Origin of the sequence: Pseudomonas sp. PDM21, from assembly GCF_014852505.2 — a bacterium.
In the GTDB taxonomy this organism is placed as follows: Bacteria; Pseudomonadota; Gammaproteobacteria; order Pseudomonadales; family Pseudomonadaceae; genus Pseudomonas.
Genome location: NZ_CM181223.1, coordinates 1,797,663 through 1,820,369, shown reverse-complemented (window position 1 = coordinate 1,820,369; position 22,707 = coordinate 1,797,663). Strand labels below are relative to the sequence as shown.

Here is a 22,707-nt window from a genome sequence, read left to right as displayed (position 1 = left end):
AACATCCCCCACCCGATGCCCGCCGCACGCTAGCGCGGTCGGCATCGGGTTCGGCTATTCTCGCGCGAGCGATCCCACACGCGCACAGGGCGGTTCATGTTCAAGACCATCGAGTCCGAGATACTCAAGCAAAGCGTCCCGGCCGGGATCAGGGCCGAATTCCTCCAGCACGATTTCGAGCGACTCCACGGGCTCAGCCTGCTGATCTTTGCCGTGAGCGCCGCCATGTGGCTGCTCTTCGATCTCATCGTCAGCTTCCAGGCCGGTCAGGGTTTCACCTATGTCTCGGTGCTCTTCCTCGGTGTGTTCTTCCTCATCACCGTGGTGGCCAGCTTCGTACGCAAGGCGATGCACTTCTACTGGCTCAACCTGGCCTTCGTCATCACCTTCAGCCTCGGCGCACGCCTGGTGATCGACGGCTTGCCGGAGCCACTGCGCCCTGCCTGGCTGGTGATCGCGGCCGCCACGGTGCTCTACAGTGCCACCGCGATGCCGCTGAACAATCTCGCCTTCTATTCCGTGCTGGTAGTGACCTGGACCTTCCTCAACCCGCTGCTGGGCGATGTGCCGGCCCTGGACGCGCGACGCAGCATGCTGGTCTGCTACCCGCTGTTCATCAGCGCGCTCTCGGTCTACATCTTCCACCACCTGAGCAAGGCCAAGCTGTACAACTACGCCATGGCCCGGCTGCTGCTGGATCAGGCCTACCTCGACGTGCTCACCGGCATCCCCAACCGCCGCTCCTTCATGACCCGCGTCGGCCAGCGCCTGGGAGGCGACGGCGAGCAGCGCTACCTGGTGATGATCGACATCGATCACTTCAAGCGGGTCAACGACACCTACGGGCATGACATCGGCGACGAAGTGCTGACCCGCGTCGCGCGCGCCATCCAGCATGAAATGCAGGACTTCGAATTCGCCCGCCTGGGCGGAGAGGAGTTCGGCCTGTACCTGTGGGGGATCAGCGTGGAGGAGGCTCAGTCGCGGGTCGAGCAGTTGCGCCGCGTGACCGCCGAGCTGCCCGGTACACCCAACGTCACCATCAGCCTGGGCCTGGCCCATCTCACCGCCGACGGCACCCTCAGCCAGGCGCTGATCAAGGCCGACCAGGCGCTGTACGACGCCAAGCACAACGGGCGCAACCGGGTGACCTTTTCGCCTTGATGGCCACCCCGGGCAGAAACGAAAAAGGCCCGCAGTTGCGGGCCTTGGCGTACTGGTGTCCCGGAGAGGGGTCGAACCTCCAACCTTCCCCTTAGGAGGGGGACGCTCTATCCAATTGAGCTACCGGGACAATCGGGTCGGCATGTTAACCACCGACAAGCGATTTGTCATGCCGCCGCCACCGTCGCGGTCCATAATTTCGCCGTCAGCCGGAGAATCACCATGACCACAGACGACGGCGCCCTGCCCGATTCCCCCTTCGCTACCTTCGATGTGCGCGTCGCCACGGCCGATGATGCGGCGGCCCTTGCTCCTCTGCTGCAACAACTGGGCACACGCGACCCGCTGCCCGACACCGCGTTGCTCGCCCTCGCCCTGAGCAACCAGCAGCCCTCGCGGGTAACGCTGATCGCCGAGCGCGACGGAGCCTTGCTCGGCACCTGCACGCTGCACCTGATCGAACACATCGCCCACGGTTTCGCCCGCTCGGCAATCCTCGAGGACATGGTGGTGGACAGCCGTGCACGCGGCCAGGGCATCGGCCAGGCGCTGATCGGCCGGGCCGTGGAATGGGCGCGGGACTGGAAGTGCTACAAGCTGGCGCTCTCCAGCCACCAGGACCGGGAAATGGCGCACCGTTTCTATGCGGCGATGGGCTTCGCGCCCCACGGCGTCAGCCTGTCGCTGAGCCTGGACTGACTTCAGCTGGCCTGGGCATCCGGCGGGGCGAGCAAGCCCAGCAGGTGGCCGACTGTCACATCCAGGGACACCGAGTTATCCAGCTCCACCAGCGGCCCGGGCAGACCATCGGCAAAGTGCGCATTGCGCGCCAGGCGCTCCTCGATTTCCACCAGCGTCTCCCGCCCGCGCTTGAGCAGGCGCTGTCGCAGCACCTCGGCATCGACCTTCAGCAGCACCGCGATCAGCTGCGGATAACGACGACGGGCCTCAGGCAGGTACTTGCGCGAACCATTGACCAGCACGTCGTGACCGGCAGCAAGCCAGTCATCTATCTCGCGGGGAATGCCGTAATGCAGGCCATTGGCGCGCCAGCTCATGGCAAAGGCGCCGGAGCGCTCCAGCTCGGCGAATTCGTCGATGCTCACCGACTGCGCCTCTTCACCCCGCGCCTCGGCTGACCGGGTGATGACGCGCCGGACGATCCGGCAATCCAACGCGGCCAGCGGAGCGCTGGCGGCCTGCAACACGCTGTCCTTGCCGGAGCCCGAAGGGCCCATCAGGAAAATCAGTCTGCCTGGGGTCATGAAACTCTCGGTGCGCCGGCGGCTCGGCGCTACTTCAATTCTGATCCGCGGGGCGGATAATACTCCGAGCCTTGTGCGATATCAGTGAAAACCCGATATCGACGCCCGCACGCCGCCACCGCTCCTGACTCTCCACCCAGCGCTGTGCCATCATGGCAATCCGCGACGAAGTGCCCTCATCAGGCTGCCCAACGGCAGGCAGGCGCACAGTACACATCGACTACGCTGACTGGAACGGGCACTTCGCCAGCTTTCCCTTCAATTCCCATCCAAAGAAGGGTCTGCCTAGGCGGTCTCATTTCGGACGATTGGTGCTGGCATTTAGCCTTCACCCGAGACACAATATGCCGAAGGTTTGACGTCAAGTTATTGGATATTTTTTCAAAAGCTTTGACGACGCGCTGAACGGCCACTGGAAATCGCTGTCAAAGGGCCTGAACGAACGCTGACCCATGGCATCGGCCTCCCTGACTTACAGGTTTAAAGTATGCGCCCATTGAAACAGGCAACCCCCACCTACTCCAGCCGTACCGCTGACAAGTTCGTCGTACGTCTGCCCGAAGGCATGCGTGAGCGTATCGCCGACGTCGCTCGCAGCCACCACCGCAGCATGAACTCCGAGATCATCGCGCGTCTCGAACAGAGCCTGCTGCAGGAAGGCGCCCTGCAGGACAACCTGGGCATTCGCCTGGACAGCCCGGAACTCAGCCTGCACGAGCGCGAACTGCTGCAGCGCTTCCGTCAGCTGACCCATCGTCAGCAGAACGCGCTGATCGCCCTGATCGCGCACGATGCCGAGATGGCACAGAACGACGCCTGATTCGTTCGCGCCACCCGAAACAGCCGGCCTCGAGCCGGCTTTTTCATGCCCGCGATTTACCGGTGCCGCATAACCACAGGCACAAAAAAGCCGCCTCGCGGGCGGCCTTTTCGGCAGAGCTGGCGTTACATCAGGAACAGCGTGGCCAGCCCGAGGAAGATGAAGAATCCGCCGCTGTCGGTCATGGCGGTGATCATCACGCTGGAGCCCATGGCCGGGTCGCGGCCCAGGCGCAGCAGCGTCATCGGGATCAGCACGCCCATCATCGCGGCGAGCAGCAGGTTGAGCGTCATGGCGCCTGTCATGACCGCACCCAGCTCCCAGTTGCCGTAAAGGTAGAAGGCAACCAGACCGATCACGCCACCCCATACCAGGCCGTTCACCAGCGCTACGCCCAGCTCCTTGCGCAGCAGGCGGTTGGCACTGCTGGTCTGGATCTGATCCAACGCCATGGCGCGGACAATCATGGTGATCGTCTGGTTACCGGAATTGCCGCCGATGCCGGCCACGATGGGCATCAGCGCGGCCAGCGCCACCAGCTTCTCGATGGAACCTTCGAACAGGCCGATCACCCGCGAGGCGATGAAGGCAGTGACCAGGTTGGTGGCCAGCCACGCCCAACGGTTGCCGACCGACTTCCAGACCGAGGCGAAGATGTCTTCTTCCTCGCGCAGACCGGCCATGTTCAGGACTTCGCTTTCGCTTTCCTCACGGATCAGGTCGACCATCTCATCGATGGTCAGACGGCCGATGAGCTTGCCGTTCTTGTCCACCACAGGGGCGGAAATCAGGTCGTAACGTTCGAACGCCTGGGCGGCGTCGTAGCCGTCCTCGTCGGGGGTGAAAGTCACCGGATCGGTAGCCATGACTTCAGCCACGTCCTTGTCCGGATCGTTCACCAGCAGGCGCTTGATCGGCAGCACACCCTTGAGCACGCCGTCGTAGTCGACCACGAAGAGCTTGTCGGTATGGCCCGGCAGCTCCTTCAGTCGACGCAGGTAGCGCAGCACCACTTCCAGGCTGACGTCGTCGCGGATGGTGACCATCTCGAAGTCCATCAGCGCGCCGACTTGGTCTTCCTCGTAGGACAGCGCCGAACGCACACGCTCGCGTTGCTGCTGGTCGAGGCTTTCCATCAGCTCGTGGACCACATCGCGCGGCAGTTCCGGCGCGAGGTCCGCGAGTTCGTCGGCGTCCATGTCCCTGGCCGCGGCGAGGATCTCGTGATCGTCCATGTCGGCGATCAGGGTTTCCCGCACGGAGTCGGAGACTTCGAGGAGGATGTCGCCGTCGCGCTCGGCCTTGACCAGCTGCCAGACCGTCAGGCGGTCATCCAGCGGAAGGGATTCGAGAATGTGGGCGATGTCGGCCGGGTGCAACTCTTCCAGCTTGCGCTGGAGTTCCGCCAGGTTCTGGCGATGCACGAGGTTTTCGACGAGGTCTTGATGCTGGCCTTCCTGACGGTGCGTCAGGTCTTCCACCAGCTTGTGCTTGTGCAGCAGGTCGACCACCTGGTTGAGGCGGTCCTGCAGGCTTTCCTGCGGCTTCTTGGCTTCTACTTCGGTCATAGCACGCTCCACCCCCAGTGGCAGAACGGGCCAGAGGGGATCAATACATCAGGTCGTGTGTACGCAATCGGGGTTCTGAGTAACTACTGGGTAAGTCCATGGTGGTGTCCCATGCGCCCATCGAGGGCAGATGCGGGAAATGATAACACTCCGGGGTGTATTAGGCGTTACAAAATGGCGGCCAGAACAATCGCTTGCGGGCGAAAGTTCACTGGCGAATCACTGCCCGGTTCGACGCCCGAAAGCTCCCACAGGACACCCGGCTCCGACTGACAATTTCCACTCCTAGGCTGCAGGCAGGCCCGCCATCACGGAGGAAACCATGCGCCTGCCCGCCCTGCTCTGCTCACTCCTGATTCCACTGGTTCCGACCAGCGAGGCGACCTCGGTGTTCCGCTGCACTGCGGCCGACGGCAGCGTGCTGTTCAGTCAGTATGGCTGCCCCGTGGAAAGGCAGCAGGAAATCCAGGAAGCGAACAACCCCACGCCCGGCAGCGGCGAGCCGGTGCCGATGGCGATCCCGCAAGAGTCCGCCCCACAGAAGCCGCTGGTGCGCAGCAAAGGTCAGGGCAAGAAGGACGCCGAGCGAGAGTCCGTCGTGGTCGTTGGCGAACAGCAGAATGGCTGCGGCAATCGCGTCACTGGCAGCGCACGGCGCAAGGCGATCATCGAAGGGCGAGTGAGGACCGGAATGACCCGCAGCGACGTGGAGAGCGCCCTGGGGAGGCCCGACAGGACCAGCCAGCACAACGAGACGTTGCGCTACCACTACGAGGCGGACAAGAAGCACGGCGCACGTACCGTGACCTTTGACGAGGATGGTTGCGTGATGGGCAAGGCGAAGCGCTGATTACGCCGCCCAATGCTTTTCGAATGGAAAGTTTTTTGAAGGCAAAGAAAAAGGGCCTGCATTACTGCAGGCCCTTTTGTATATGGCGCACTCAGGAGGATTCGAACCTCCGACCGCTCGGTTCGTAGCCGAGTACTCTATCCAGCTGAGCTATGAGTGCGTCGTTGGCAAAGTTTAACCAGATTCACCAACTGGTTGCAGCTAATGGCTTTTCAGCCCTTTCGCCACTGAAGCCCCGCTTTCGCGTTGCCTCTTATATGGCGCACTCAGGAGGATTCGAACCTCCGACCGCTCGGTTCGTAGCCGAGTACTCTATCCAGCTGAGCTATGAGTGCGCTGATGAGGGCGCAAATTCTAGGGCGATTCTTCTGAGCTGTCAACAAGATTTTTTCAATCTTTTCAGTCACTTACGTAACCGGGCAACTCATCGCACCAGAGGATGCAATGGCGGAGAGGGGGGGATTCGAACCCCCGACACCCTTTTGAGGTGTACTCCCTTAGCAGGGGAGCGCCTTCGGCCACTCGGCCACCTCTCCGCAACACGGGGCGCATGATATCCATGTTTTCCCCGTTTGCAAAGAAAAATTTTAGAAAAATTAATGGTTTGGTTCTTGGTCTTTCTCTTTCTGGATGCGCTGGTAGATTTCCTCACGGTGCACGGCAACTTCCTTCGGCGCATTCACACCGATACGCACCTGATTGCCTTTGACGCCCAGTACAGTCACGGTGACGTCATCACCGACCATCAGGGTCTCTCCGACCCGGCGTGTCAGAATCAGCATTCCTTTCTCCTTACGTGTTACGGGATAAGCAGTCTGCAAAAAAAGAAATGGTGGCAGATTCGTATAGATCAAGTGCGCGAATCCTTCACCCAAGTATTGACCAGTCCTGCCGGAAAGAAAGTTCCTGTCAGACAGTCAAAAACGACAAAAGGCGCGGGGTAGCCGCGCCTTTCGGTATATCCCGCCTTACTCGCCCTGTCGGGCCGGGGCGTCGAGTTCGAAAGCGGTGTGCAGGGCACGGACCGCCAACTCGAGGTATTTCTCTTCGATGACCACGGAAACCTTGATTTCCGAGGTGGAGATCATCTGGATGTTGATGGTCTCCTTGGCCAGGGCTTCGAACATGCGGCTGGCGACACCGGCGTGAGACCGCATGCCGACACCGACGATGGAAACCTTGGCGATGTTGGTGTCGCCAGTGGCTTCGCGCGCACCGATGGTGGTGGCGGTCTGCTTGAGGATTTCCAGGGCGGCCTGGTAGTCGTTGCGGTGCACGGTGAAGGTGAAGTCGGTGGTGTTATCGTGCGCGACGTTCTGCACGATCATGTCGACTTCTACATTGGCGGCACTGATCGGGCCGAGAATCTTGAAAGCAACGCCGGGAGTATCCGGTACGCCACGGATGGTCAGCTTGGCTTCGTCGCGGTTAAAGGCGATGCCGGAGATGATCGGCTGTTCCATGGATTCCTCTTCATCAAGGGTAATGAGGGTGCCCGGACCCTCCTGGAAGCTGTGCAGCACGCGCAGCGGGACGTTGTACTTGCCGGCGAATTCCACCGAGCGGATCTGCAGCACCTTGGAACCGAGGCTGGCCATTTCCAGCATCTCTTCGAAGGTGATCTTGTCCAGGCGGCGCGCCTGCGGCACGACGCGCGGGTCGGTGGTGTAGACGCCATCGACGTCGGTATAGATCTGGCACTCATCGGCCTTCAGTGCCGCCGCCAGGGCTACGCCGGTGGTGTCGGAACCACCACGGCCGAGGGTAGTGATGTTGCCCTGCTCGTCCACACCCTGGAAGCCAGCGACCACGACTACACGGCCGGCTTTCAGATCTGCGCGAATGTTCGCATCGTCGATGCTCAGGATACGCGCCTTGGTGTGGGAACTGTCGGTAAGGATACGGACTTGGTTACCGGTGTAGGAAACCGCCGGCACGCCGCGCTTCATCAGCGCCATGCTCAGCAGGGCGATGGTCACTTGCTCGCCGGTGGAGACCATCACATCCAGCTCGCGCGGAATCGGCTGGTCCATGATCTGTTTCGCCAGACCAATCAGGCGGTTGGTCTCGCCGCTCATGGCGGACACCACCACGACGATGTCGTCGCCCGCTTCACGGAATTTCTTCACCTTCTCGGCTACCTGCTCGATTCTCTCGACGGTGCCGACGGAGGTCCCTCCAAACTTCTGTACGATCAAAGCCATTTCAAAAGCCGCCTGATTCCTGAAGGGCGCCCATTAAACATGCATCACCGCATGCTGCCAAGGCCCGCCGGACGCGCTGCGGGCCCCGTATTTCAGGGCCTTTAGAGGCCCTGTTCGACAAACTTCACTGCCAGCGCCAGAGCTTCGTCCAGCTTGCCGGCATCGACGCCACCGCCCTGGGCCATGTCCGGGCGACCACCGCCCTTCCCGCCCACGGCCGCAGCGGCCTGCTTCATCAGATCGCCCGCTTTCAGCTTGGCGGTCAGGTCCTGGGTCACGCCGGCGACCAGCACGACCTTCTCTTCGAACACGCCGCCCAGCAGGATGACCCCGCTGCCCAGCTTGTTCTTCAACTGGTCGACCAGCGCCAGCAGCGCCTTGCCGTCCAGGCCGTCGAGACGCGAGGACAGCACCTTCACGCCACCGACTTCCACGGCGGAACCCGCCAGGTCGTCGCCGGCCGCGCTGGCGGCCTTGGCCTTGAGCTGCTCCAGTTCCTTCTCCAGCTGACGGTTGCGTTCGATCAGACCGGAGAGCTTGTCCAGCAGGTTGTCACGGCTGCCCTTGACCAGGCCGGCTGCCTCCTTGAGCTGCTCTTCGGCACCGTTGAGGTAGGCCAGCGCTGCGCCGCCGGTGACCGCCTCGATACGACGCACGCCGGAAGCCACACCGCCTTCGCTGGTGATCTTGAACAGGCCGATATCGCCGGTGCGGGACACGTGGGTACCGCCGCACAGCTCGACGGAGAACTTGCCGCCCATGCTCAGCACGCGCACCTGATCACCGTACTTCTCGCCGAACAGCGCCATGGCGCCCTTGTTCTTGGCGGACTCGATATCGGTCTCTTCGGTCTCGACCTCGGAGTTCTTGCGGATTTCGGCGTTGACGATGTCTTCCAGTTGCTTCAGCTGCTCGGGCTTGATCGCCTCGAAGTGGCTGAAGTCGAAGCGCAGGCGCTGGCTGTCGACCAGCGAGCCCTTCTGCTGGACGTGATCGCCCAGTACCTGGCGCAGCGCAGCGTGCAGCAGGTGGGTAGCGGAGTGGTTCAGCGCGGTGGCCTGGCGCACGCCAGGCGCGACCTCGGCCTTCACGGCAGCGCCAACGGTCAGGCTGCCCTGGGCAACCACGCCGTGGTGCAGGTGAGCGCCGCCAGCCTTGGTGGTGTCGCGCACGTCGAAGCGCACGCCTGCAGCCTCAAGGAAACCGCTGTCGCCAACCTGGCCGCCGGATTCGGCGTAGAACGGAGTCTGGTCGAGGACGACCACGCCCTCCTCGCCTTCACCCAACTGCTCGACGGCCTTGCCGTCCTTGAACAGGGCAATGATCTGGCCGGCGCCGGAAACGCCCTGGTAGCCGAGGAAGCGGGTGTCGCCATCCACTTTCACCAGGCTGTTGTAGTCCATGCCGAAGGCGCTGGCGGAGCGGGCACGCTCGCGCTGGGCCTCCATCTCGCGCTCGAAGCCTTCCTCGTCGAGGGTCAGGCTGCGCTCGCGGGCGATGTCGTTGGTCAGGTCCACCGGGAAGCCGTAGGTGTCGTACAGCTTGAACACCACGTTGCCGGGGATGACGCTGCCCTTGAGCTCGGACAGGTCCTGCTCGAGGATCTTCAGACCCTGCTCCAGGGTCTTGGCAAACTGCTCTTCCTCGGTCTTCAGCACGCGCTCGATGTGCGCCTGCTGCTGCTTGAGCTCGACGAAGGCCTCGCCCATCTCGCCGACGAGGGCGGAGACGATCTTGTGGAAGAAGGTGCCCTTGGCGCCCAGCTTGTTACCGTGGCGGCAGGCGCGACGGATGATGCGGCGCAGCACATAGCCACGACCTTCGTTGGACGGCAGCACGCCGTCGGCGATCAGGAAGCCGCAGGAGCGGATGTGGTCGGCAACCACTTTCAGCGACGGTGCGTCGTCGTTGGCGCAGCCGATGGCGTCGGCCGAAGCCTTCAGCAGGCTCTGGAACAGGTCGATCTCGTAGTTCGAGTGGACGTGCTGCAGCACGGCGCTGATGCGCTCAAGGCCCATGCCGGTGTCCACGCTCGGCGCCGGCAGCGGGTGCATGACGCCGTCCGCGGTGCGGTTGAACTGCATGAAGACGTTGTTCCAGATCTCGATGTAGCGGTCGCCGTCTTCTTCCGGCGAGCCGGGCGGGCCGCCCCAGATGTCGGCGCCGTGGTCGAAGAAGATCTCGGTGCACGGGCCGCACGGACCGGTGTCGCCCATCGCCCAGAAGTTGTCCGATGCGTAGGGAGCGCCCTTGTTGTCGCCGATGCGGACCATGCGCTCGGCGGGAATGCCGACTTCCTGGGTCCAGATGTCGTACGCCTCGTCATCGCTGGCGTAGACGGTGACCCAGAGCTTTTCCTTGGGCAGGTTCAGCCATTTGTCCGAGGTCAGGAATTCCCAGGCGTAGGTGATGGCGTCGCGCTTGAAATAGTCGCCGAAGCTGAAGTTGCCCAGCATTTCGAAGAAGGTGTGGTGGCGCGCGGTGTAACCGACGTTTTCCAGGTCGTTGTGCTTGCCGCCGGCACGCACGCACTTCTGGCTGGTGGTGGCGCGGGTGTAGGCGCGCTTTTCCAGGCCCAGGAAGCAATCCTTGAACTGGTTCATGCCTGCGTTGGTGAACAGCAGGGTCGGGTCGTTCGCGGGGATCAGCGAACTGGACGCTACGCGGGTGTGCCCCTTCTCTTCGAAGAAGCGGAGGAAGGCTTCACGGATTTCAGCGCTTTTCATAGGTTCTTCCACGGAAAAATGCGGCCACGAATCGCCGGCAAAGGGCCGCATTATATCGGCCCCGCATCAAGGTTGTAGTGTCTTTGCGCGATAGTTAACCCCTATCGCGCAATAATTTCTGTCAGGAACGACGAAAGGCGGCAAAAGCTTCGACGATACGCGGGATATCGGCGCTTTTCACACCGAGGTGGGTGACCAGTCGCAGGCGCGCCGCCGGGCTGACACGAATGCCATGTTCGGCCAGGTGCTCGCCCAGCGCGCCGGCCTGCTCGCCGATGCCGACGTAGACCATGTTGGTCTGCACCGGCTCGATGGCGTAACCCAGTTCGGCCAGGCCACGACCCAGCGCTTCGGCGTTGGCGTGGTCCTCGGCCAGGCGCTCGACCTGATGGTCCAGCGCATACAGCGCCGCCGCCGCGAGGCCACCGGCCTGACGCATGCCGCCGCCGACCATCTTGCGCAGGCGACGCGCGCGACCGATCAGCTCGGCATCGCCGCAGAGCACCGACCCCACCGGCGCGCCAAGGCCCTTGGACAAGCAAACAGAGACGGAGTCGAAGTGGCGGGTGATCTCGCCGGCATCCACGCCCAGCTTCACTGCCGCGTTGTACAGGCGCGCGCCGTCCAGGTGCAGCGCCAGGCCACGGCGGCGAGTCATTTCCCGTGCAGCGGCCAGGTAGGTCAGCGGCAGGACCTTGCCCTGCATGGTGTTTTCCAGCGCCAGCAGGCGAGTGCGGGCGAAATGGAAATCGTCCTGCTTGATCGCCGCCTCGACCTTGGCCAGGTCCAGCGAGCCGTCGGCTTCGCCATCGATGGGCTGTGGCTGGATCGAGCCCAGGACCGCAGCGCCGCCGCCTTCATATTTATAGGTGTGCGCCTGCTGGCCGACGATGTACTCATCGCCCCGGCCGCAGTGAGCCATCAGGCCGAGCAGGTTGCTCATGGTGCCAGTGGGCACGAACAGCGCGGAGGCGAAGCCCAGGCGCTCGGCCAGGGACGCTTCCAGACGGTTCACCGTCGGGTCTTCGCCGTAGACGTCATCGCCCAGTTCGGCCCGCGCCATCGCCTCGCGCATGCCGGCGGTGGGCAGGGTCACGGTGTCGCTGCGAAGGTCGATGATGGACATGGCAAGGCTCCTCGGGCATCAGGCGGAAAGGGCCGATGCTAAGCGCTCGCCAGAGGGGAAACAAGGCGCGCGATGGGCGCGCGCCGGGGAGATCAAAGCTCGGTGGGAATGACCAGGATGCCGGCGCGCAGGCCGTTCTTCACCCGCGGGTTGGGGAAGATGATCCGCGCGCCCTGCTCTTCCACGATCCAGCGGGTGCCGCCGATGTCCTCGGCGAGCAGGAAGCCGTGATCCAGCTCGGTGAAATTGTCCACCGCATCGTCCAGATGCAGGCGGAAGTGATCACTGTGCTTGATCACTTCGCGGGAGACCGCGAACAGTTGCAGGCCGTCGATCTGCGCGCCGCCCGCCTCCTGGCCGCTGATCACGCCCTGCAGCATCGCTTCGAGGCGATCCAGGTTCACCGCCTGGTTCTGGCCGAACGGCCGCGCCTTGCCCAGTTCCAGGGTGAACGCCTCGGCGCCCAGCTGGCTGTAGGTGTAGGCGCTGAAAGTGATGCCCGGCTTGCTTTGCAGCAGCACCGCATCGATGCCGGCACTGCGCAGGCGCGCCAGCTCGTCGCGGGAGTGCTCGCGGCCGCTGGCCCAGGGGTAGAGCGCGAACTGCTCGATCTTCGAACCCCGAATGGCCGTGTGCAGGTCGTAGTGCAGACGCGGGCGGCCCTCGCGGGCGAAGAACGCGGCAGCCAGACGCTCCAGCTCTGACGCCCGCAGCGCTTCGTTGCCGCTGCCCTCCTCGTGGCGACCGCAGAACAGGCGGTTGATGTCCTGCTCCAGGTAACGCTCGCCACGGCGCATGGCTTCGGGGTTGCCGAGCAGGAACAGCACCCGCGACGCCGGCTTCAGCTCGCCACGGGCGATGCGGTGCACCAGGCGGTCGAGCAGTTCGATGGGGGCCGTCTCGTTGCCGTGGATACCCGCCGAGAGCAGCAGGTCGCGGCCATTGTCGCGCGCCACCGGCGGAGTGACTTCGAGGGCGCCTTCAGCCAGCCAGTGCAGACGGGTACCGTCCGCGGTGAGCTGAATCTTTTCCGTCGGCTCACGGCCGGCGAGGGTCAGTTCGAGCAGTTTGCCCAGAGCTAGCATGCGGACGCCTCCATCATTCCCCGCGGCCGGAGCGGCCGCAGACTCCGCGATCAGTGGTGATGGTCACATCCACAGTCTGGACCATGTTCGTGGACTTCGGCGGCTTCCAGCTCAAGGCTCAGGCCCAACTGGTTCACCGCCTGCGGGCGCACCACCAGCAGCGGGATCTCGGCATCGTCCTCATGGGAGTCGGCGTAGATCGTAAGGCCGCCCTTGCCATCGGCCTCCAGCCACAGCTCGCGCCCTTCCAGGCGGATGGCCAGGCGCGCGGTGTGGGTTTCGCGGCGCTCGCCCTTGTTGTCTTCGAGAATCAGCGGGAGGCTTTCGGTCATGTCAGTTACTCAAATCTGCTGGAAGGGATAAACCGAGCCCAGTTTAAGGATCTGGCTCAATTCATCCAACGCCGTCCGGCACTCGACGAGCAGTTGCGGATCGGCCAGGTCGGTTTCGGCCAGTCGATCGCGGTAGTGCTTGTCGACCCAGGTGACCAGGGTGTCGTGCAGGGTCGGGGTCATGATCACGCCCGGATTGACCGCGGCCAGCTCGGCGTCGCTGAGCGCCACGCGCAGGCGCAGGCAAGCGGGGCCGCCGCCGTTCTGCATGCTCTGCTTGAGATCGAACACCTTCACCTCGCGGATCGGGCCGTCCTCGGCGGTCAGGCGCGAGAGGTATTGCCAGACGCGCTCGTTCTTGCGGCACTCCTCCGGGACGATCAGCAGCATGTTGCCATCGGCGCGCGTGAGCAACTGGCTGTTGAACAGGTAGGACTTCACCGCGTCCTCGACAGTCACCTGGTCGCGCGGCACGCACACGGCGCGGAAGCGACCGCCACGGCGCCCCAGCTTGTCGTGCAACTCGGCAAGCACGCGCTCGGTGTCAAGGAAGGCGTCTTCGTGGTGGAGCAGCACTTCGCCGTTGCCGACCGCAATGACGTCGTTGTGGAACACGCCCTGGTCGATTACCGCCGGGTTCTGCTGGGCGTAGACCACGCCGTCGTCGCTCAGGCCGTGCAGGCGGGCGACCGCCTGGCAGGCTTCCAGGGTCTGCCGCGCCGGGTAGCGCTGCGGCGCCGGGAAGCGGCTGTCGAAGGCGCTGCGACCGAACACGAAGAACTCGACGCCAGCTTCGCCATAGGACTTGCAGAAGCGCGTGTGGTTGGCCGCGCCCTCGTCGCCGAACTGGGCGACTGCCGGCAGCGCGGCGTGGTGGGCGAAGTGCTGCTCGTCATTGAACATCGCCGCAAGGATGCGGCTGGTCTGCGGGTGCTCGATGGAACGGTGGAACTTGCAGTTCAGGTTGGCGGCGGTGAAGTGCACGCGGCCATCGGCCGTGTCGGCACCGGGGCTGACGGTGGCGGCGTTGGCGGTCCACATGCAGGACGCCGAGCTGACCGCAGCGAGCAGCGGCATGGCGTCTTTCGCTGCCTTGGCGATCACCTCGGCGTCGGTGCCGGAGAAGCCCAGGGCGCGCAGCGAGGCGACGGCAGGGCGTTCCTGCGGGGCGAACACGCCCTGCTTGAAGCCCATCTCCATCAGCGCCTTCATCTTCGACAGGCCCTGTTTCGCCGCTTCACGTGGGTTGGACGCGGCCTGGCTGTTGCTCTGCGAAGCCACGTTGCCGTAGGACAGGCCGCCGTAGTTGTGCGTCGGCCCGACCAGACCGTCGAAGTTCATTTCATAGGCGGTCATCACAGGCTCACTCCCGGAGTCAGGGTTGCAGGCAGGCTCAGGCTGTCGCTTTCCAGCGAGGCGACCGGGTACGCGCAGTAGTCGGCTGCGTAGTAGGCGCTCGGGCGGTGGTTGCCGGAGGCGCCGATGCCGCCGAACGGCGCGCTGCTGGCGGCGCCGGTCAGTTGCTTGTTCCAGTTGACGATGCCGGCGCGGCTTTCGATGAGGAAGTCCTCATAGCGCTCGCGGGAGTCCGACAGCAAGCCAGCAGCGAGGCCGTACTGGGTAGCGTTGGCTTCACGCACGGCGGCGTCGAAGTCGGCGTAGCGGATCACCTGCAGCAACGGGCCGAAGAACTCTTCGTCCGGGCGCTCGCTGACGGCGGTCACGTCGAGGATGCCGGGAGTCAGCAGCGCGGCCGTGGCCAGCGGCTGGGTCATCGCCAGCAGCGGCCTGGCACCCTTGGCCAGCAGTTGTTCCTGAGCCTTGATCAGATGCTCGGCGGCGGCCAGCGAGATCACCGAGCCCATGAAGGGCGCCGGTTGCTCATCGAAGGCGCCGACCTTGATGGTCGCGGCCACGGCCACCAGGCGCTCGATCAGCGCGTCGCCCCAGGCGCCCTGCGGCACCAGCAGGCGGCGGGCGCAGGTGCAGCGCTGGCCGGCGGAAATGAAGGCGGACTGGATGATGGTGTAGACAGCAGCATCCACGTCCTTCACTTCGTCGACGATCAGCGGGTTATTGCCGCCCATTTCCAGTGCCAGGATTTTCTGCGGGCGACCGCCGAACTGGCTGTGCAGCAGGTTACCGGTGCGGCTGGAGCCGGTGAAGAACAGGCCGTCGATGTCGTCGTTGCCAGCCAAGGCCACCCCAGTATCGCGGGCGCCCTGCACCAGGTTGATCACACCAGCGGGAATGCCCGACTCGATCCAGGCCTGCAGGGTCAGCTCGGCGACCTTCGGGGTCAGCTCGCTGGGCTTGAACACCACGGCATTGCCCGCCAGCAGGGCCGGCACGATGTGGCCGTTGGGCAGGTGGCCGGGGAAGTTGTAAGGGCCGAACACGGCGACCACACCGTGAGGCTTGTGGCGCAGCACGGCAGTGGCGTCGGCCAGCGGGCCACTCTTTTCACCCGTGCGTTCACGGAAGGCCTGGACCGAAATGTTGACCTTGTTGACCATGCTGGTCACTTCGGTGGCGGCTTCCCACAGCGGCTTGCCGGTCTCCTCACCAATGGCGCGGGCCATTTCTTCGGAGCGGCCCTTGAGGGCAGCGGCGAAGCGCTCCAGCACGGCGATGCGCTCCTCCACCGGGCGACGGGCCCAGGCCGGGAAGGCATTGCGCGCGGCGGTGACGGCGGCGGCGACTTGCGACTCGGAAGCGGCACGGCCGGACCAGACCACGTTCTGGCTGACCGGGCACAGCGATTCCAGAGGCTCGCCTTCGCCCGCCAGCCACTGGCCGGCAATGTAGTGGGTATTCATCATCAGGCTCCCCTGACGCCGGGCGGCGTCAGTTGCGTTTTCCGGAGAGGGGCACCGCGCGGACCGAGGCCCCGGCGGACAGGCGCAGGCGCTTGGCAGTCTGCGCATCGACCACCAGCGAGCCGGCGGCCACGCGCGCCGGGGCCGCGGTGATACGGCACTCCTCGCGCTTGCGGTTGTGGATCAGGTAAGGCTCGGCATCGTCGCCCGGCGTGCCGATCGCCAGCACCAGGTTCTGGCTGTCGGCGATGGCGCGGACCTTCTCGGTCGGCGCCTCGATGGCGGGGCCGGCGTCGAAGATGTCGACGTAACCCTGATAGCTGAAACCTTCAGCCTTGAGCATGGCCAGCGCCGGCTCGGTATCGGAGTGCACACGGCCGATCACCGAGCGCGCCTCTTCCGAGAGGAAGCAGGTGTAAAGCGGGAACTTGGGCATCAGCTCGGCGATGAAGGCCTTGTTGCCCACGCCGGTCAGGTAGTCGGCCTGGCTGAATTCCATCTTGAAGAAGTGCCGGCCCAGGCTTTCCCAGAACGGCGAGCGCCCGGCCGCATCGGACATGCCGCGCATCTCGGCGATCACCTTGTCACCGAACAGCTCGCGGAACTCGGCGATGAACAGGAAGCGCGCCTTGGACAGCAGGCGACCGTTCAGGCCGGAGCGGTGATCCGCATGCAGGAACAGCGAGCACAGCTCGGACTGCCCGGTGAGGTCGTTGGCCAGGAAAAGCGTGGGAATCTCGCGGTGGATGCCCAATTCCTGGGAGGCGCTGACGGTCAGGCCAACGCGGTAGTTGTACCAAGGCTCGCGCAGGCCGACGGCGCCGGCCACGGCGGAGATGCCGACGACCTTGCCTTCATCGTTCTCCAGCACGAACAGGTAGTCGGCGTCGGCGCGCTCGGCTTCGCCACGGAAGGCCTTTTCGGCCCAGTTCACCCGGTGCTGCAGGCGCTGCTCGTTGGCCGGCAGGGTGGTCAGACCGGTGCCGGTGCTGCGCGCCAGGTCAAACAGAGCCGGCAGGTCGGCGCTGGTTACGGGACGGACGATCATGCTCTCTCCCCTCAGATCGCAACCAGGCGCACGCTGGCGCCCTCGCCGATGCCCAAGGCATCGGCGGTTTCCTGGTTCAGGGTGACGGGCTTGCCCGGCACCCAGTCGAGTTCGGCGACAATGGCGCGGAAATCCTGCAACTGGCCGTTGGTCACCAGATAACTGCGGCTCCCATGACCCGACGCGCCGATGCGCACCGGCACCTGGCGGCTCTGAGCGATGGAGCGGATGTTCGAGGTCCGCGCATGCAGCGCCGGACCGCCATCGAAGATATCCACGTAGTTCTCGGACTCGAAGCCGTCGCGCATCAGGATGTCGAAGGTGATCTGCGCACGCGGATGCACCTGGCCCATCGCTTCCTGCGCCTCGTCTGGCAGCAGCGGCACATAGATCGGGTAGTGCGGCATCAGCTCGGCGAGGAAGGTGCGGCTCTTCAGCCCGGACAGTTTTTCGGCCTCGGTGTAGTCGAGATCGAAGAAGTTGCGCCCGATGGCGTTCCAGAACGGCGACTGGCCCTGATCGTCGCTGTAGCCGACGATCTCCACCACCACCGCGTCGGCAAAGCGCTCCGGATGGCTGGCCATGAACAGCAGGCGGCCACGGGAGTTGAGCTCGGCGATCGGCGTGTTCACCAGGTCGCGCTCGACGTAGAAGCTGGTCAGCAGGCTGTTGCCGGTGAGGTCGTGGCACAGCGAGAGGACGTGGATCTTGTTGTGGATCTTCAGCTCGCGGGAAGCATGCACGAAGGTTTCGTTGCGGAAGCTGTAGAAGGGCTCGGAAAAGCCGGCGGAAGCAACGATGGCCGAGCAGCCGACCAGGCGGCCAGTCTCGCTGTCCTCGAGCACGAAGAAGTAGCTCTCTTCACCGTTGAAGCTCACTTCGGCGGCGAACGAGGCCTCCGAGGCGAGGATCTTCTCGCGCAGGCGTTCCGCGTCGTCCGGCAGCGACGTGACGCCGACCGGGCTGTCCGCGGCGAGACGCTGCACTTGCTGCAGGTCGGCCACTTGGGCGGGGCGCATCACCAGCATGGCGTCACTCCTCTAACCAGACAAAAATTGTGATTCTTGGTTGATGGATCATGGACGCGACACAGCCTGTGCCGCGCTCATAGGGGCATTCGAAGAACCGGCCGGGACGATCCGGCCGGTTGAGCGGCGAGGCACAGGCCCCGCCGGTTCAGCGTAGCCGGGGGATCAGCCGCGGGTCAGCTTGGCGATGGCGCGCTCGAGGCGATCCAGGCCTTCGTCGATGTCCGCGTCCGGGATCACCAGGCTGGGCGCGAAACGCACCACGTCCGGGCCAGCCTGCAGGACCATCACGCCTTCCTTCTCAGCGGCGTTGAGCACGTCCTTGGCCTTACCCTTGAAGGCATCGTTGAGCACCGCGCCGATCAGCATGCCCATGCCGCGAACCTGGGTGAAGATGCCGTACTCGGCGGCGATCTTTTCCAGGCGGACCTTGAAGCGCTCGTGCTTGGCTTTCACACCTGCGAGCACTTCCGGGGTATTGATCACGTCGAAGGCTGCGCCGGCGACTGCGCACGCCAGCGGGTTGCCGCCGTAGGTAGTGCCATGGGTGCCGACGACCAGGTGCTCGGCGATCTTCGCGGTGGTCAGCATGGCGCCGATCGGGAAGCCGCCGCCCAGGCCCTTGGCGCTGGAGAGGATGTCCGGGTTCACGCCGTAGTACTGGTGGGCGTAGAGGTAGCCGATACGACCGAAGCCGCTCTGCACTTCATCGAAGATCAGCAGCGCGTTGTTTTCGTCGCACAGCTTGCGCACGCCTTCCAGGTAGGCCTGGTCGGCCGGCAGCACGCCGCTCTCGCCCTGCACCGGTTCGATGATCACGGCACAGGTCTTGTCGGAGATGGCCGCCTTCAGGGCTTCCAGGTCGTTGAACGGGATGTGGGTGATGCCTTCGACCTTCGGGCCGAAACCATCGGAGTACTTGGCCTGGCCACCGACATTGACGGTGAACAGGGTACGGCCGTGGAAGCTGTTGACCATCGAGATGATCTCGTACTTCTCGGGGCCGTAGACATCGTGGGCGTAGCGGCGCGCCAGCTTCAGCGCGGCCTCGTTGGCCTCGGCGCCGGAGTTGGCGAAGAACACGCGCTCGGCGAAGGTGGCGTCGATCAGCTTCTTGGCCAGGCGCAGGGCCGGCTCGTTGGTGAAGACGTTGGAGACGTGCCAGATCTTGCCGGCCTGCTCGGTCAGCGCCTGCATCAGCGCTGGATGGCCATGCCCCAGGGAACTGACCGCGATGCCGCCGGCGAAGTCCACCAGCTCTCGGCCGCTCTGATCCCAGACTCGGGAACCCTCGCCACGCACCGGAATGAAGGCTGCCGGCGAATAGTTGGGAACCATGACCTGGTCGAAGTCGGAGCGTTGGACCTGAGCTTGCGGAGCGGACATCGGTGTTCTCCTGCCTGGTTGAGGCGGCTATCGATGAATGGATTGTAGGGACGAACAGCGGGCCGTCATTGCCGCCATGCGACAACTTGTTATAGCGCCAACCCGCGAATTGCCGAGGCTTACGGAAATGCGACAGAAAGCGTCGGGAAGGCGCAGTGTAAGGCCTGCGGCCTGCTGCGGGTACAAGCGACCGTGGAATTTGTTCGCTGCGCGAACGAGGGAAAAAGGAATAAGGCAGGAAGGGGCTTTTGTGCAGGAGCGAGAGGGCGTCTGCCCCCTGCTCGCCAACTGCGCAACAAGAAAGTATCAGGCGAAGCTTGTAGGGCGGATAACCAGCTCCAGGTTATTCGCCCTGCGCAAAGCGCGGTGTCAACCGCGCTCGGTGGCGACCGGGGCGGCTTCGGCGGCGCTCTGGCCGCGGCGCTGGTTGCGGTCTTCGCGCGGGGTCACGCCGAAGAAGTTGCGGTAGGCGCTGGAGAAATGCGGACCGCTGGAGAAGCCGCAGGACAGGCCGATCTGGATGATCGACTTGCTGGTCTGCATGAGCATCTGCCGCGCGCGGTTCAGGCGCAGCTCCAGGTAATACTGGCTGGGCACCCGGGTCAGGTACTGTTTGAAGATGCGCTCCAGCTGGCGGCGCGAGACGCACACGTGCTGGGCGATCTCGTCGGTGGTCAGCGGCTCCTCGATGTTCGCCTCCATCAGCAGCACCGCCTGGGTGAGCTTCGGGTGGCTGGAGCCGAGGCGGTTCTTCAGCGGGATGCGCTGGCGTTCGGAGCCTTCGCGGATGCGCTCCACTACCAGCTCTTCGGAGACTGCGCCCGCCAGCTCCGCACCATGGTCGCGGGACAGCACGGCCAGCAGCAGATCGAGCACCGCCATGCCGCCGCAAGCACTGAGTCGATCACGGTCCCACTCGAACAGGTGGTTGGTGGCGATGACCTTGGGGTAACGCTCGGTGAAATCGTCGTGCCAGCGCCAGTGCACAGCGGCGCGGTAACCGTCGAGCAGACCCAACTGCGCCAGCGGGTAGATACCGGCGGACAATGCTCCGATGCTCACACCGCTGCGCGACAGCTGCTTGAGTACGGCAGCCAGTGGCGCGGGGACCGTCTGCGGAATCTCGTCGGCGACCAGGAATATCCGCTGGCACTGCTCCAGCACACCGCTCCAGGCCTGCCCCGGCAGGCGCCAGCCATCGGCCTCGGCCACCGGTTCGGCGCTCATGAAGACCGGTTCGTAGAGCGCTTCGGGGTGCAGTCGGCGGGCGACCCGCAGAGCCTCCTCGGCCAGACCGAGGGTCAGCGCCCGCGTGTGCGGCCAGAGGAGGAATCCGATGCGTTGTGCGGTCATGCGATCAGGTCACCAGGCGACTGTAACGGACAGCTTACTTCAAGCTGCCGGAAAGGAACTGCTTGAGGCGTTCGGATTGTGGATTGGCCAGGACTTCCTTCGGGCAGCCCGCCTCTTCCACCAGGCCTTTGTGCAGGAACACCAGCTGGTTGGAGACCTCGCGGGCGAAGCCCATCTCGTGGGTCACCACCACCATGGTGCGGCCTTCCTGGGCCAGGTCCTGCATCACGCGCAGGACTTCGCCGACCAGCTCGGGGTCGAGCGCCGAGGTCGGTTCGTCGAACAGCATGACTTCCGGCTCGACCGCCAGGGCACGGGCGATCGCCACGCGCTGCTGCTCACCGCCAGACATGTGGGCCGGGTAGGCATCCTTGCGGTGCGCCACGCCGACTTTCGCCAGGTAGTGCTCGGCCTTTTCCAGCGCCTCTTTCTTCGACACGCCCAGTACGTGGACCGGAGCTTCGATGACGTTTTCCAGGGCACTCATGTGCGACCACAGGTTGAAGTGCTGGAACACCATCGACAGGCGCGAGCGCATGCGCTGCAGCTGCTTGGCGTCGGCAGCCTTGAGCGCGCCGTCCTTGTTCGGCACGAGCTTGAGCTCTTCGCCGTTGAGCAGGATCTTGCCCGCATGGGGCTGTTCGAGCAGGTTGATGCAGCGCAGGAAGGTGCTCTTGCCCGAGCCGGAGGAGCCGATGATGCTGATCACGTCGCCCGCTTTCGCCGCCAGGGAGACGCCCTTGAGCACCTCGTGGGTGCCGTAGCGCTTGTGCAGGTCCTGGATTTCCAGTTTGTACATGGTGTCGGTTCTCGAATTCAGTCGTTGATCAGCCGGCCCTTGCGGAACGGCTCACGCCCGGCCACCTTGGCCAGCCAAAGCCCCGGCTGGGCGTAGCGCCCACGCTCGATGGCGAACAGCACGCCGGAAGTCCCGGCGCGAACAGTGCTGACCTGGTCGTTCAGCGGGTCGACCACTTCGAACAGTGCGTCGCCCTTCTCCACCCACTCCCCCGCCTTGCGCAGGAAACTCACCACGCCTACGTGGGGAGCGTAGAGGTATTCAGTGCCTTCGAAGGGCATGCCTTCGCAGCATTCGGCCGGTGCCGCCGGCCAGTCGCCGGCGATCAGACCCTGCTCGGCGAGGAAGCCGAGGATGGCCTCGGCATTGGCCTGCCCCTGGTCGACGCGGGTATCTCCCACACCGCCCAGCTCGACGGTGGTCGCCAGGCACGCCAGCGGAATCGCCGCCTGCGGGAAGGCCTGCGCCAGGCGCAGCCAGGGCAGCGAACAGGATTCGTCGAAGGAACTGCCGCCGGAATCTTCGGCAAGCAGAGCGACGCCGGCTTGCAGACGCGCAGCCAGGGACTTCCAGCGCGGCCAGTGCTGCGGGATCGCATAGACGTGGATGGCAGCGTCGAAGTCGCAATGCAGGTCGAGGACCACTTCAGCATCGCAGGCGTGGCGCAGCAGGATGCGCTGCATGCCCTGCAGCTCGGACGAGGCCGGCGGCAGCGCGTCGAGGCCATCACGCATGGCCTGGCGGATCAGCTCGACGTTGGCGGCTTCATCGACGCCCAGCTGGTCGCCGACACGCTCGGCAACCAGAGCGCTCAGCTCGACGAAATCGCGGTTGAAGTTCTTTCCGCTGCCGAACTCGAAACGCCCCAGATGGCTGGCCTGCAGGGTCTGGCCCAGGCCGATGGGGTTGGCCACCGGCACCAGTTCGACGACGCAGTTCAGCTGCCCGCGCGACTCGAGGTAGGCCAGGCGCTGCTTGAGTTCCCAGGCGGTGCGCATGCCCGGCAGCTCGTCGGCATGCAGGCTGGACTGGATGTAGACCTTGCGCGGGCCCTTGCCGTAGCGGAATACGCTCAGGCGGCGCTCGCTACCCAGGCTGCTCCACGGCAGCAGATGATCGATACGTTCCACGGTG

At 64.5% G+C, this 22,707-nt stretch carries 20 protein-coding genes and 4 tRNA genes; 4 read left to right on the top strand and 20 right to left on the bottom strand.

Features of this window, described 5'->3' with window-relative positions; genetic code table 11:
- Positions 1-96 precede the first annotated feature (96 nt).
- Positions 97-1,164 carry a GGDEF domain-containing protein gene (locus IB275_RS08625; RefSeq protein ID WP_081517996.1) on the top strand — a complete coding sequence of 356 codons (1,068 nt, stop codon included), beginning with the start codon at positions 97-99 and terminating at the stop codon, positions 1,162-1,164.
- Positions 1,165-1,217: 53 nt separating this feature from the next.
- Here the strand turns inward: IB275_RS08625 and IB275_RS08620 are convergent.
- Positions 1,218-1,294 (bottom strand) — tRNA-Arg (locus tag IB275_RS08620).
- A 92-nt stretch (positions 1,295-1,386) separates the two neighbouring features.
- On the opposite strand from IB275_RS08620, the gene IB275_RS08615 reads away from it, so the two are divergent.
- The gene (locus IB275_RS08615; RefSeq protein ID WP_081517983.1) at positions 1,387-1,863 is read left to right on the top strand and encodes a GNAT family N-acetyltransferase; all 477 of its coding nucleotides are present in this window, start codon (positions 1,387-1,389) and stop codon (positions 1,861-1,863) included.
- 2 nt (positions 1,864-1,865) lie between these two features.
- On the opposite strand, the gene phnN is transcribed toward IB275_RS08615, so the two are convergent.
- Positions 1,866-2,429, bottom strand: a complete 564-nt coding sequence (gene phnN, locus IB275_RS08610) for a phosphonate metabolism protein/1,5-bisphosphokinase (PRPP-forming) PhnN (RefSeq protein ID WP_081517982.1) — start codon at positions 2,427-2,429, stop codon at positions 1,866-1,868.
- Positions 2,430-2,916: 487 nt separating this feature from the next.
- On the opposite strand from phnN, the gene amrZ reads away from it, so the two are divergent.
- A complete protein-coding gene (amrZ, locus tag IB275_RS08605) occupies positions 2,917-3,249 on the top strand; it encodes a transcriptional regulator AmrZ (protein WP_017517196.1) in 333 nt (110 codons plus the stop codon).
- A gap of 125 nt (positions 3,250-3,374) precedes the next feature.
- Here amrZ and mgtE read toward each other — a convergent pair whose 3' ends face one another.
- Positions 3,375-4,817: a magnesium transporter gene (mgtE, locus tag IB275_RS08600; RefSeq protein ID WP_192289233.1), complete on the bottom strand. Its 1,443-nt coding sequence runs from the start codon at positions 4,815-4,817 to the stop codon at positions 3,375-3,377.
- A 322-nt stretch (positions 4,818-5,139) separates the two neighbouring features.
- Between mgtE and bamE the strand changes: the two genes are divergently transcribed.
- Complete coding sequence (bamE, locus tag IB275_RS08595; RefSeq protein ID WP_192289235.1) at positions 5,140-5,667, top strand: outer membrane protein assembly factor BamE domain-containing protein; 528 nt, start codon at positions 5,140-5,142, stop codon at positions 5,665-5,667.
- Positions 5,668-5,750: 83 nt separating this feature from the next.
- On the opposite strand, the gene IB275_RS08590 is transcribed toward bamE, so the two are convergent.
- The 17 genes from IB275_RS08590 to IB275_RS08510 form a co-directional block, all read right to left on the bottom strand.
- Positions 5,751-5,827, bottom strand: a tRNA-Arg gene (locus tag IB275_RS08590).
- Positions 5,828-5,925: 98 nt separating this feature from the next.
- Positions 5,926-6,002: transfer RNA gene (locus tag IB275_RS08585), tRNA-Arg, on the bottom strand.
- A 110-nt stretch (positions 6,003-6,112) separates the two neighbouring features.
- Positions 6,113-6,203 (bottom strand) — tRNA-Ser (locus tag IB275_RS08580).
- Between the two features lie 60 nt (positions 6,204-6,263).
- Complete coding sequence (gene csrA, locus IB275_RS08575; protein WP_003085981.1) at positions 6,264-6,449, bottom strand: carbon storage regulator CsrA; 186 nt, start codon at positions 6,447-6,449, stop codon at positions 6,264-6,266.
- Positions 6,450-6,635: 186 nt separating this feature from the next.
- Positions 6,636-7,871, bottom strand: a complete 1,236-nt coding sequence (locus tag IB275_RS08570; RefSeq protein WP_081517979.1) for an aspartate kinase — start codon at positions 7,869-7,871, stop codon at positions 6,636-6,638.
- A 101-nt stretch (positions 7,872-7,972) separates the two neighbouring features.
- On the bottom strand, positions 7,973-10,597 hold the full coding sequence (alaS, locus tag IB275_RS08565; protein ID WP_192289237.1) for an alanine--tRNA ligase: 2,625 nt from the start codon (positions 10,595-10,597) through the stop codon (positions 7,973-7,975).
- A gap of 121 nt (positions 10,598-10,718) precedes the next feature.
- Positions 10,719-11,723: a low-specificity L-threonine aldolase gene (gene ltaE / locus IB275_RS08560; protein WP_192289240.1), complete on the bottom strand. Its 1,005-nt coding sequence runs from the start codon at positions 11,721-11,723 to the stop codon at positions 10,719-10,721.
- A gap of 92 nt (positions 11,724-11,815) precedes the next feature.
- Positions 11,816-12,808: a succinylglutamate desuccinylase gene (astE, locus tag IB275_RS08555; RefSeq protein ID WP_192289242.1), complete on the bottom strand. Its 993-nt coding sequence runs from the start codon at positions 12,806-12,808 to the stop codon at positions 11,816-11,818.
- Positions 12,809-12,858: 50 nt separating this feature from the next.
- Positions 12,859-13,140 (bottom strand): GTPase, encoded by a 282-nt coding sequence (locus tag IB275_RS08550; RefSeq protein ID WP_026078911.1) that lies wholly within the window; start codon positions 13,138-13,140, stop codon positions 12,859-12,861.
- A gap of 9 nt (positions 13,141-13,149) precedes the next feature.
- Positions 13,150-14,496, bottom strand: a complete 1,347-nt coding sequence (gene astB / locus IB275_RS08545; protein WP_192289244.1) for an N-succinylarginine dihydrolase — start codon at positions 14,494-14,496, stop codon at positions 13,150-13,152.
- The gene (astD, locus tag IB275_RS08540) at positions 14,496-15,962 is read right to left on the bottom strand and encodes a succinylglutamate-semialdehyde dehydrogenase (protein WP_192289246.1); all 1,467 of its coding nucleotides are present in this window, start codon (positions 15,960-15,962) and stop codon (positions 14,496-14,498) included. Before astD ends, astB begins: the two co-directional genes overlap by 1 nt.
- A 25-nt stretch (positions 15,963-15,987) precedes the next feature.
- The gene (gene astA / locus IB275_RS08535) at positions 15,988-17,007 is read right to left on the bottom strand and encodes an arginine N-succinyltransferase (RefSeq protein WP_192289248.1); all 1,020 of its coding nucleotides are present in this window, start codon (positions 17,005-17,007) and stop codon (positions 15,988-15,990) included.
- 11 nt (positions 17,008-17,018) lie between these two features.
- Complete coding sequence (gene aruF / locus IB275_RS08530; protein WP_138215125.1) at positions 17,019-18,035, bottom strand: arginine/ornithine succinyltransferase subunit alpha; 1,017 nt, start codon at positions 18,033-18,035, stop codon at positions 17,019-17,021.
- 165 nt (positions 18,036-18,200) lie between these two features.
- A complete protein-coding gene (locus IB275_RS08525; RefSeq protein WP_138215126.1) occupies positions 18,201-19,421 on the bottom strand; it encodes an aspartate aminotransferase family protein in 1,221 nt (406 codons plus the stop codon).
- A gap of 369 nt (positions 19,422-19,790) precedes the next feature.
- Positions 19,791-20,774, bottom strand: a complete 984-nt coding sequence (argR, locus tag IB275_RS08520; RefSeq protein ID WP_192289251.1) for a transcriptional regulator ArgR — start codon at positions 20,772-20,774, stop codon at positions 19,791-19,793.
- A 34-nt stretch (positions 20,775-20,808) separates the two neighbouring features.
- Positions 20,809-21,573, bottom strand: coding sequence for an arginine/ornithine transport ATP-binding protein AotP (gene aotP / locus IB275_RS08515; protein ID WP_015476463.1), 765 nt, complete (start codon positions 21,571-21,573; stop codon positions 20,809-20,811).
- Positions 21,574-21,590: 17 nt separating this feature from the next.
- Positions 21,591-22,703 carry a succinylglutamate desuccinylase/aspartoacylase family protein gene (locus IB275_RS08510; protein WP_192289253.1) on the bottom strand — a complete coding sequence of 371 codons (1,113 nt, stop codon included), beginning with the start codon at positions 22,701-22,703 and terminating at the stop codon, positions 21,591-21,593.
- Between the last annotated feature and the right edge of the window lie 4 nt (positions 22,704-22,707).

What these genes read in the sequence shown, in the direction of transcription:
- IB275_RS08625 (WP_081517996.1), top strand. Translation starts at nt 97, where the DNA reads ATGTTCAAGACCATCGAGTCCGAGATACTCAAGCAAAGCGTCCCGGCC.
- IB275_RS08615 (WP_081517983.1), top strand. Translation starts at nt 1,387, where the DNA reads ATGACCACAGACGACGGCGCCCTGCCCGATTCCCCCTTCGCTACCTTC.
- phnN (WP_081517982.1), bottom strand. Translation starts at nt 2,429, where the DNA reads ATGACCCCAGGCAGACTGATTTTCCTGATGGGCCCTTCGGGCTCCGGC.
- amrZ (WP_017517196.1), top strand. Translation starts at nt 2,917, where the DNA reads ATGCGCCCATTGAAACAGGCAACCCCCACCTACTCCAGCCGTACCGCT.
- mgtE (WP_192289233.1), bottom strand. Translation starts at nt 4,817, where the DNA reads ATGACCGAAGTAGAAGCCAAGAAGCCGCAGGAAAGCCTGCAGGACCGC.
- bamE (WP_192289235.1), top strand. Translation starts at nt 5,140, where the DNA reads ATGCGCCTGCCCGCCCTGCTCTGCTCACTCCTGATTCCACTGGTTCCG.
- csrA (WP_003085981.1), bottom strand. Translation starts at nt 6,449, where the DNA reads ATGCTGATTCTGACACGCCGGGTCGGAGAGACCCTGATGGTCGGTGAT.
- IB275_RS08570 (WP_081517979.1), bottom strand. Translation starts at nt 7,871, where the DNA reads ATGGCTTTGATCGTACAGAAGTTTGGAGGGACCTCCGTCGGCACCGTC.
- alaS (WP_192289237.1), bottom strand. Translation starts at nt 10,597, where the DNA reads ATGAAAAGCGCTGAAATCCGTGAAGCCTTCCTCCGCTTCTTCGAAGAG.
- ltaE (WP_192289240.1), bottom strand. Translation starts at nt 11,723, where the DNA reads ATGTCCATCATCGACCTTCGCAGCGACACCGTGACCCTGCCCACCGCC.
- astE (WP_192289242.1), bottom strand. Translation starts at nt 12,808, where the DNA reads ATGCTAGCTCTGGGCAAACTGCTCGAACTGACCCTCGCCGGCCGTGAG.
- IB275_RS08550 (WP_026078911.1), bottom strand. Translation starts at nt 13,140, where the DNA reads ATGACCGAAAGCCTCCCGCTGATTCTCGAAGACAACAAGGGCGAGCGC.
- astB (WP_192289244.1), bottom strand. Translation starts at nt 14,496, where the DNA reads ATGACCGCCTATGAAATGAACTTCGACGGTCTGGTCGGGCCGACGCAC.
- astD (WP_192289246.1), bottom strand. Translation starts at nt 15,962, where the DNA reads ATGATGAATACCCACTACATTGCCGGCCAGTGGCTGGCGGGCGAAGGC.
- astA (WP_192289248.1), bottom strand. Translation starts at nt 17,007, where the DNA reads ATGATCGTCCGTCCCGTAACCAGCGCCGACCTGCCGGCTCTGTTTGAC.
- aruF (WP_138215125.1), bottom strand. Translation starts at nt 18,035, where the DNA reads ATGCTGGTGATGCGCCCCGCCCAAGTGGCCGACCTGCAGCAAGTGCAG.
- IB275_RS08525 (WP_138215126.1), bottom strand. Translation starts at nt 19,421, where the DNA reads ATGTCCGCTCCGCAAGCTCAGGTCCAACGCTCCGACTTCGACCAGGTC.
- argR (WP_192289251.1), bottom strand. Translation starts at nt 20,774, where the DNA reads ATGACCGCACAACGCATCGGATTCCTCCTCTGGCCGCACACGCGGGCG.
- aotP (WP_015476463.1), bottom strand. Translation starts at nt 21,573, where the DNA reads ATGTACAAACTGGAAATCCAGGACCTGCACAAGCGCTACGGCACCCAC.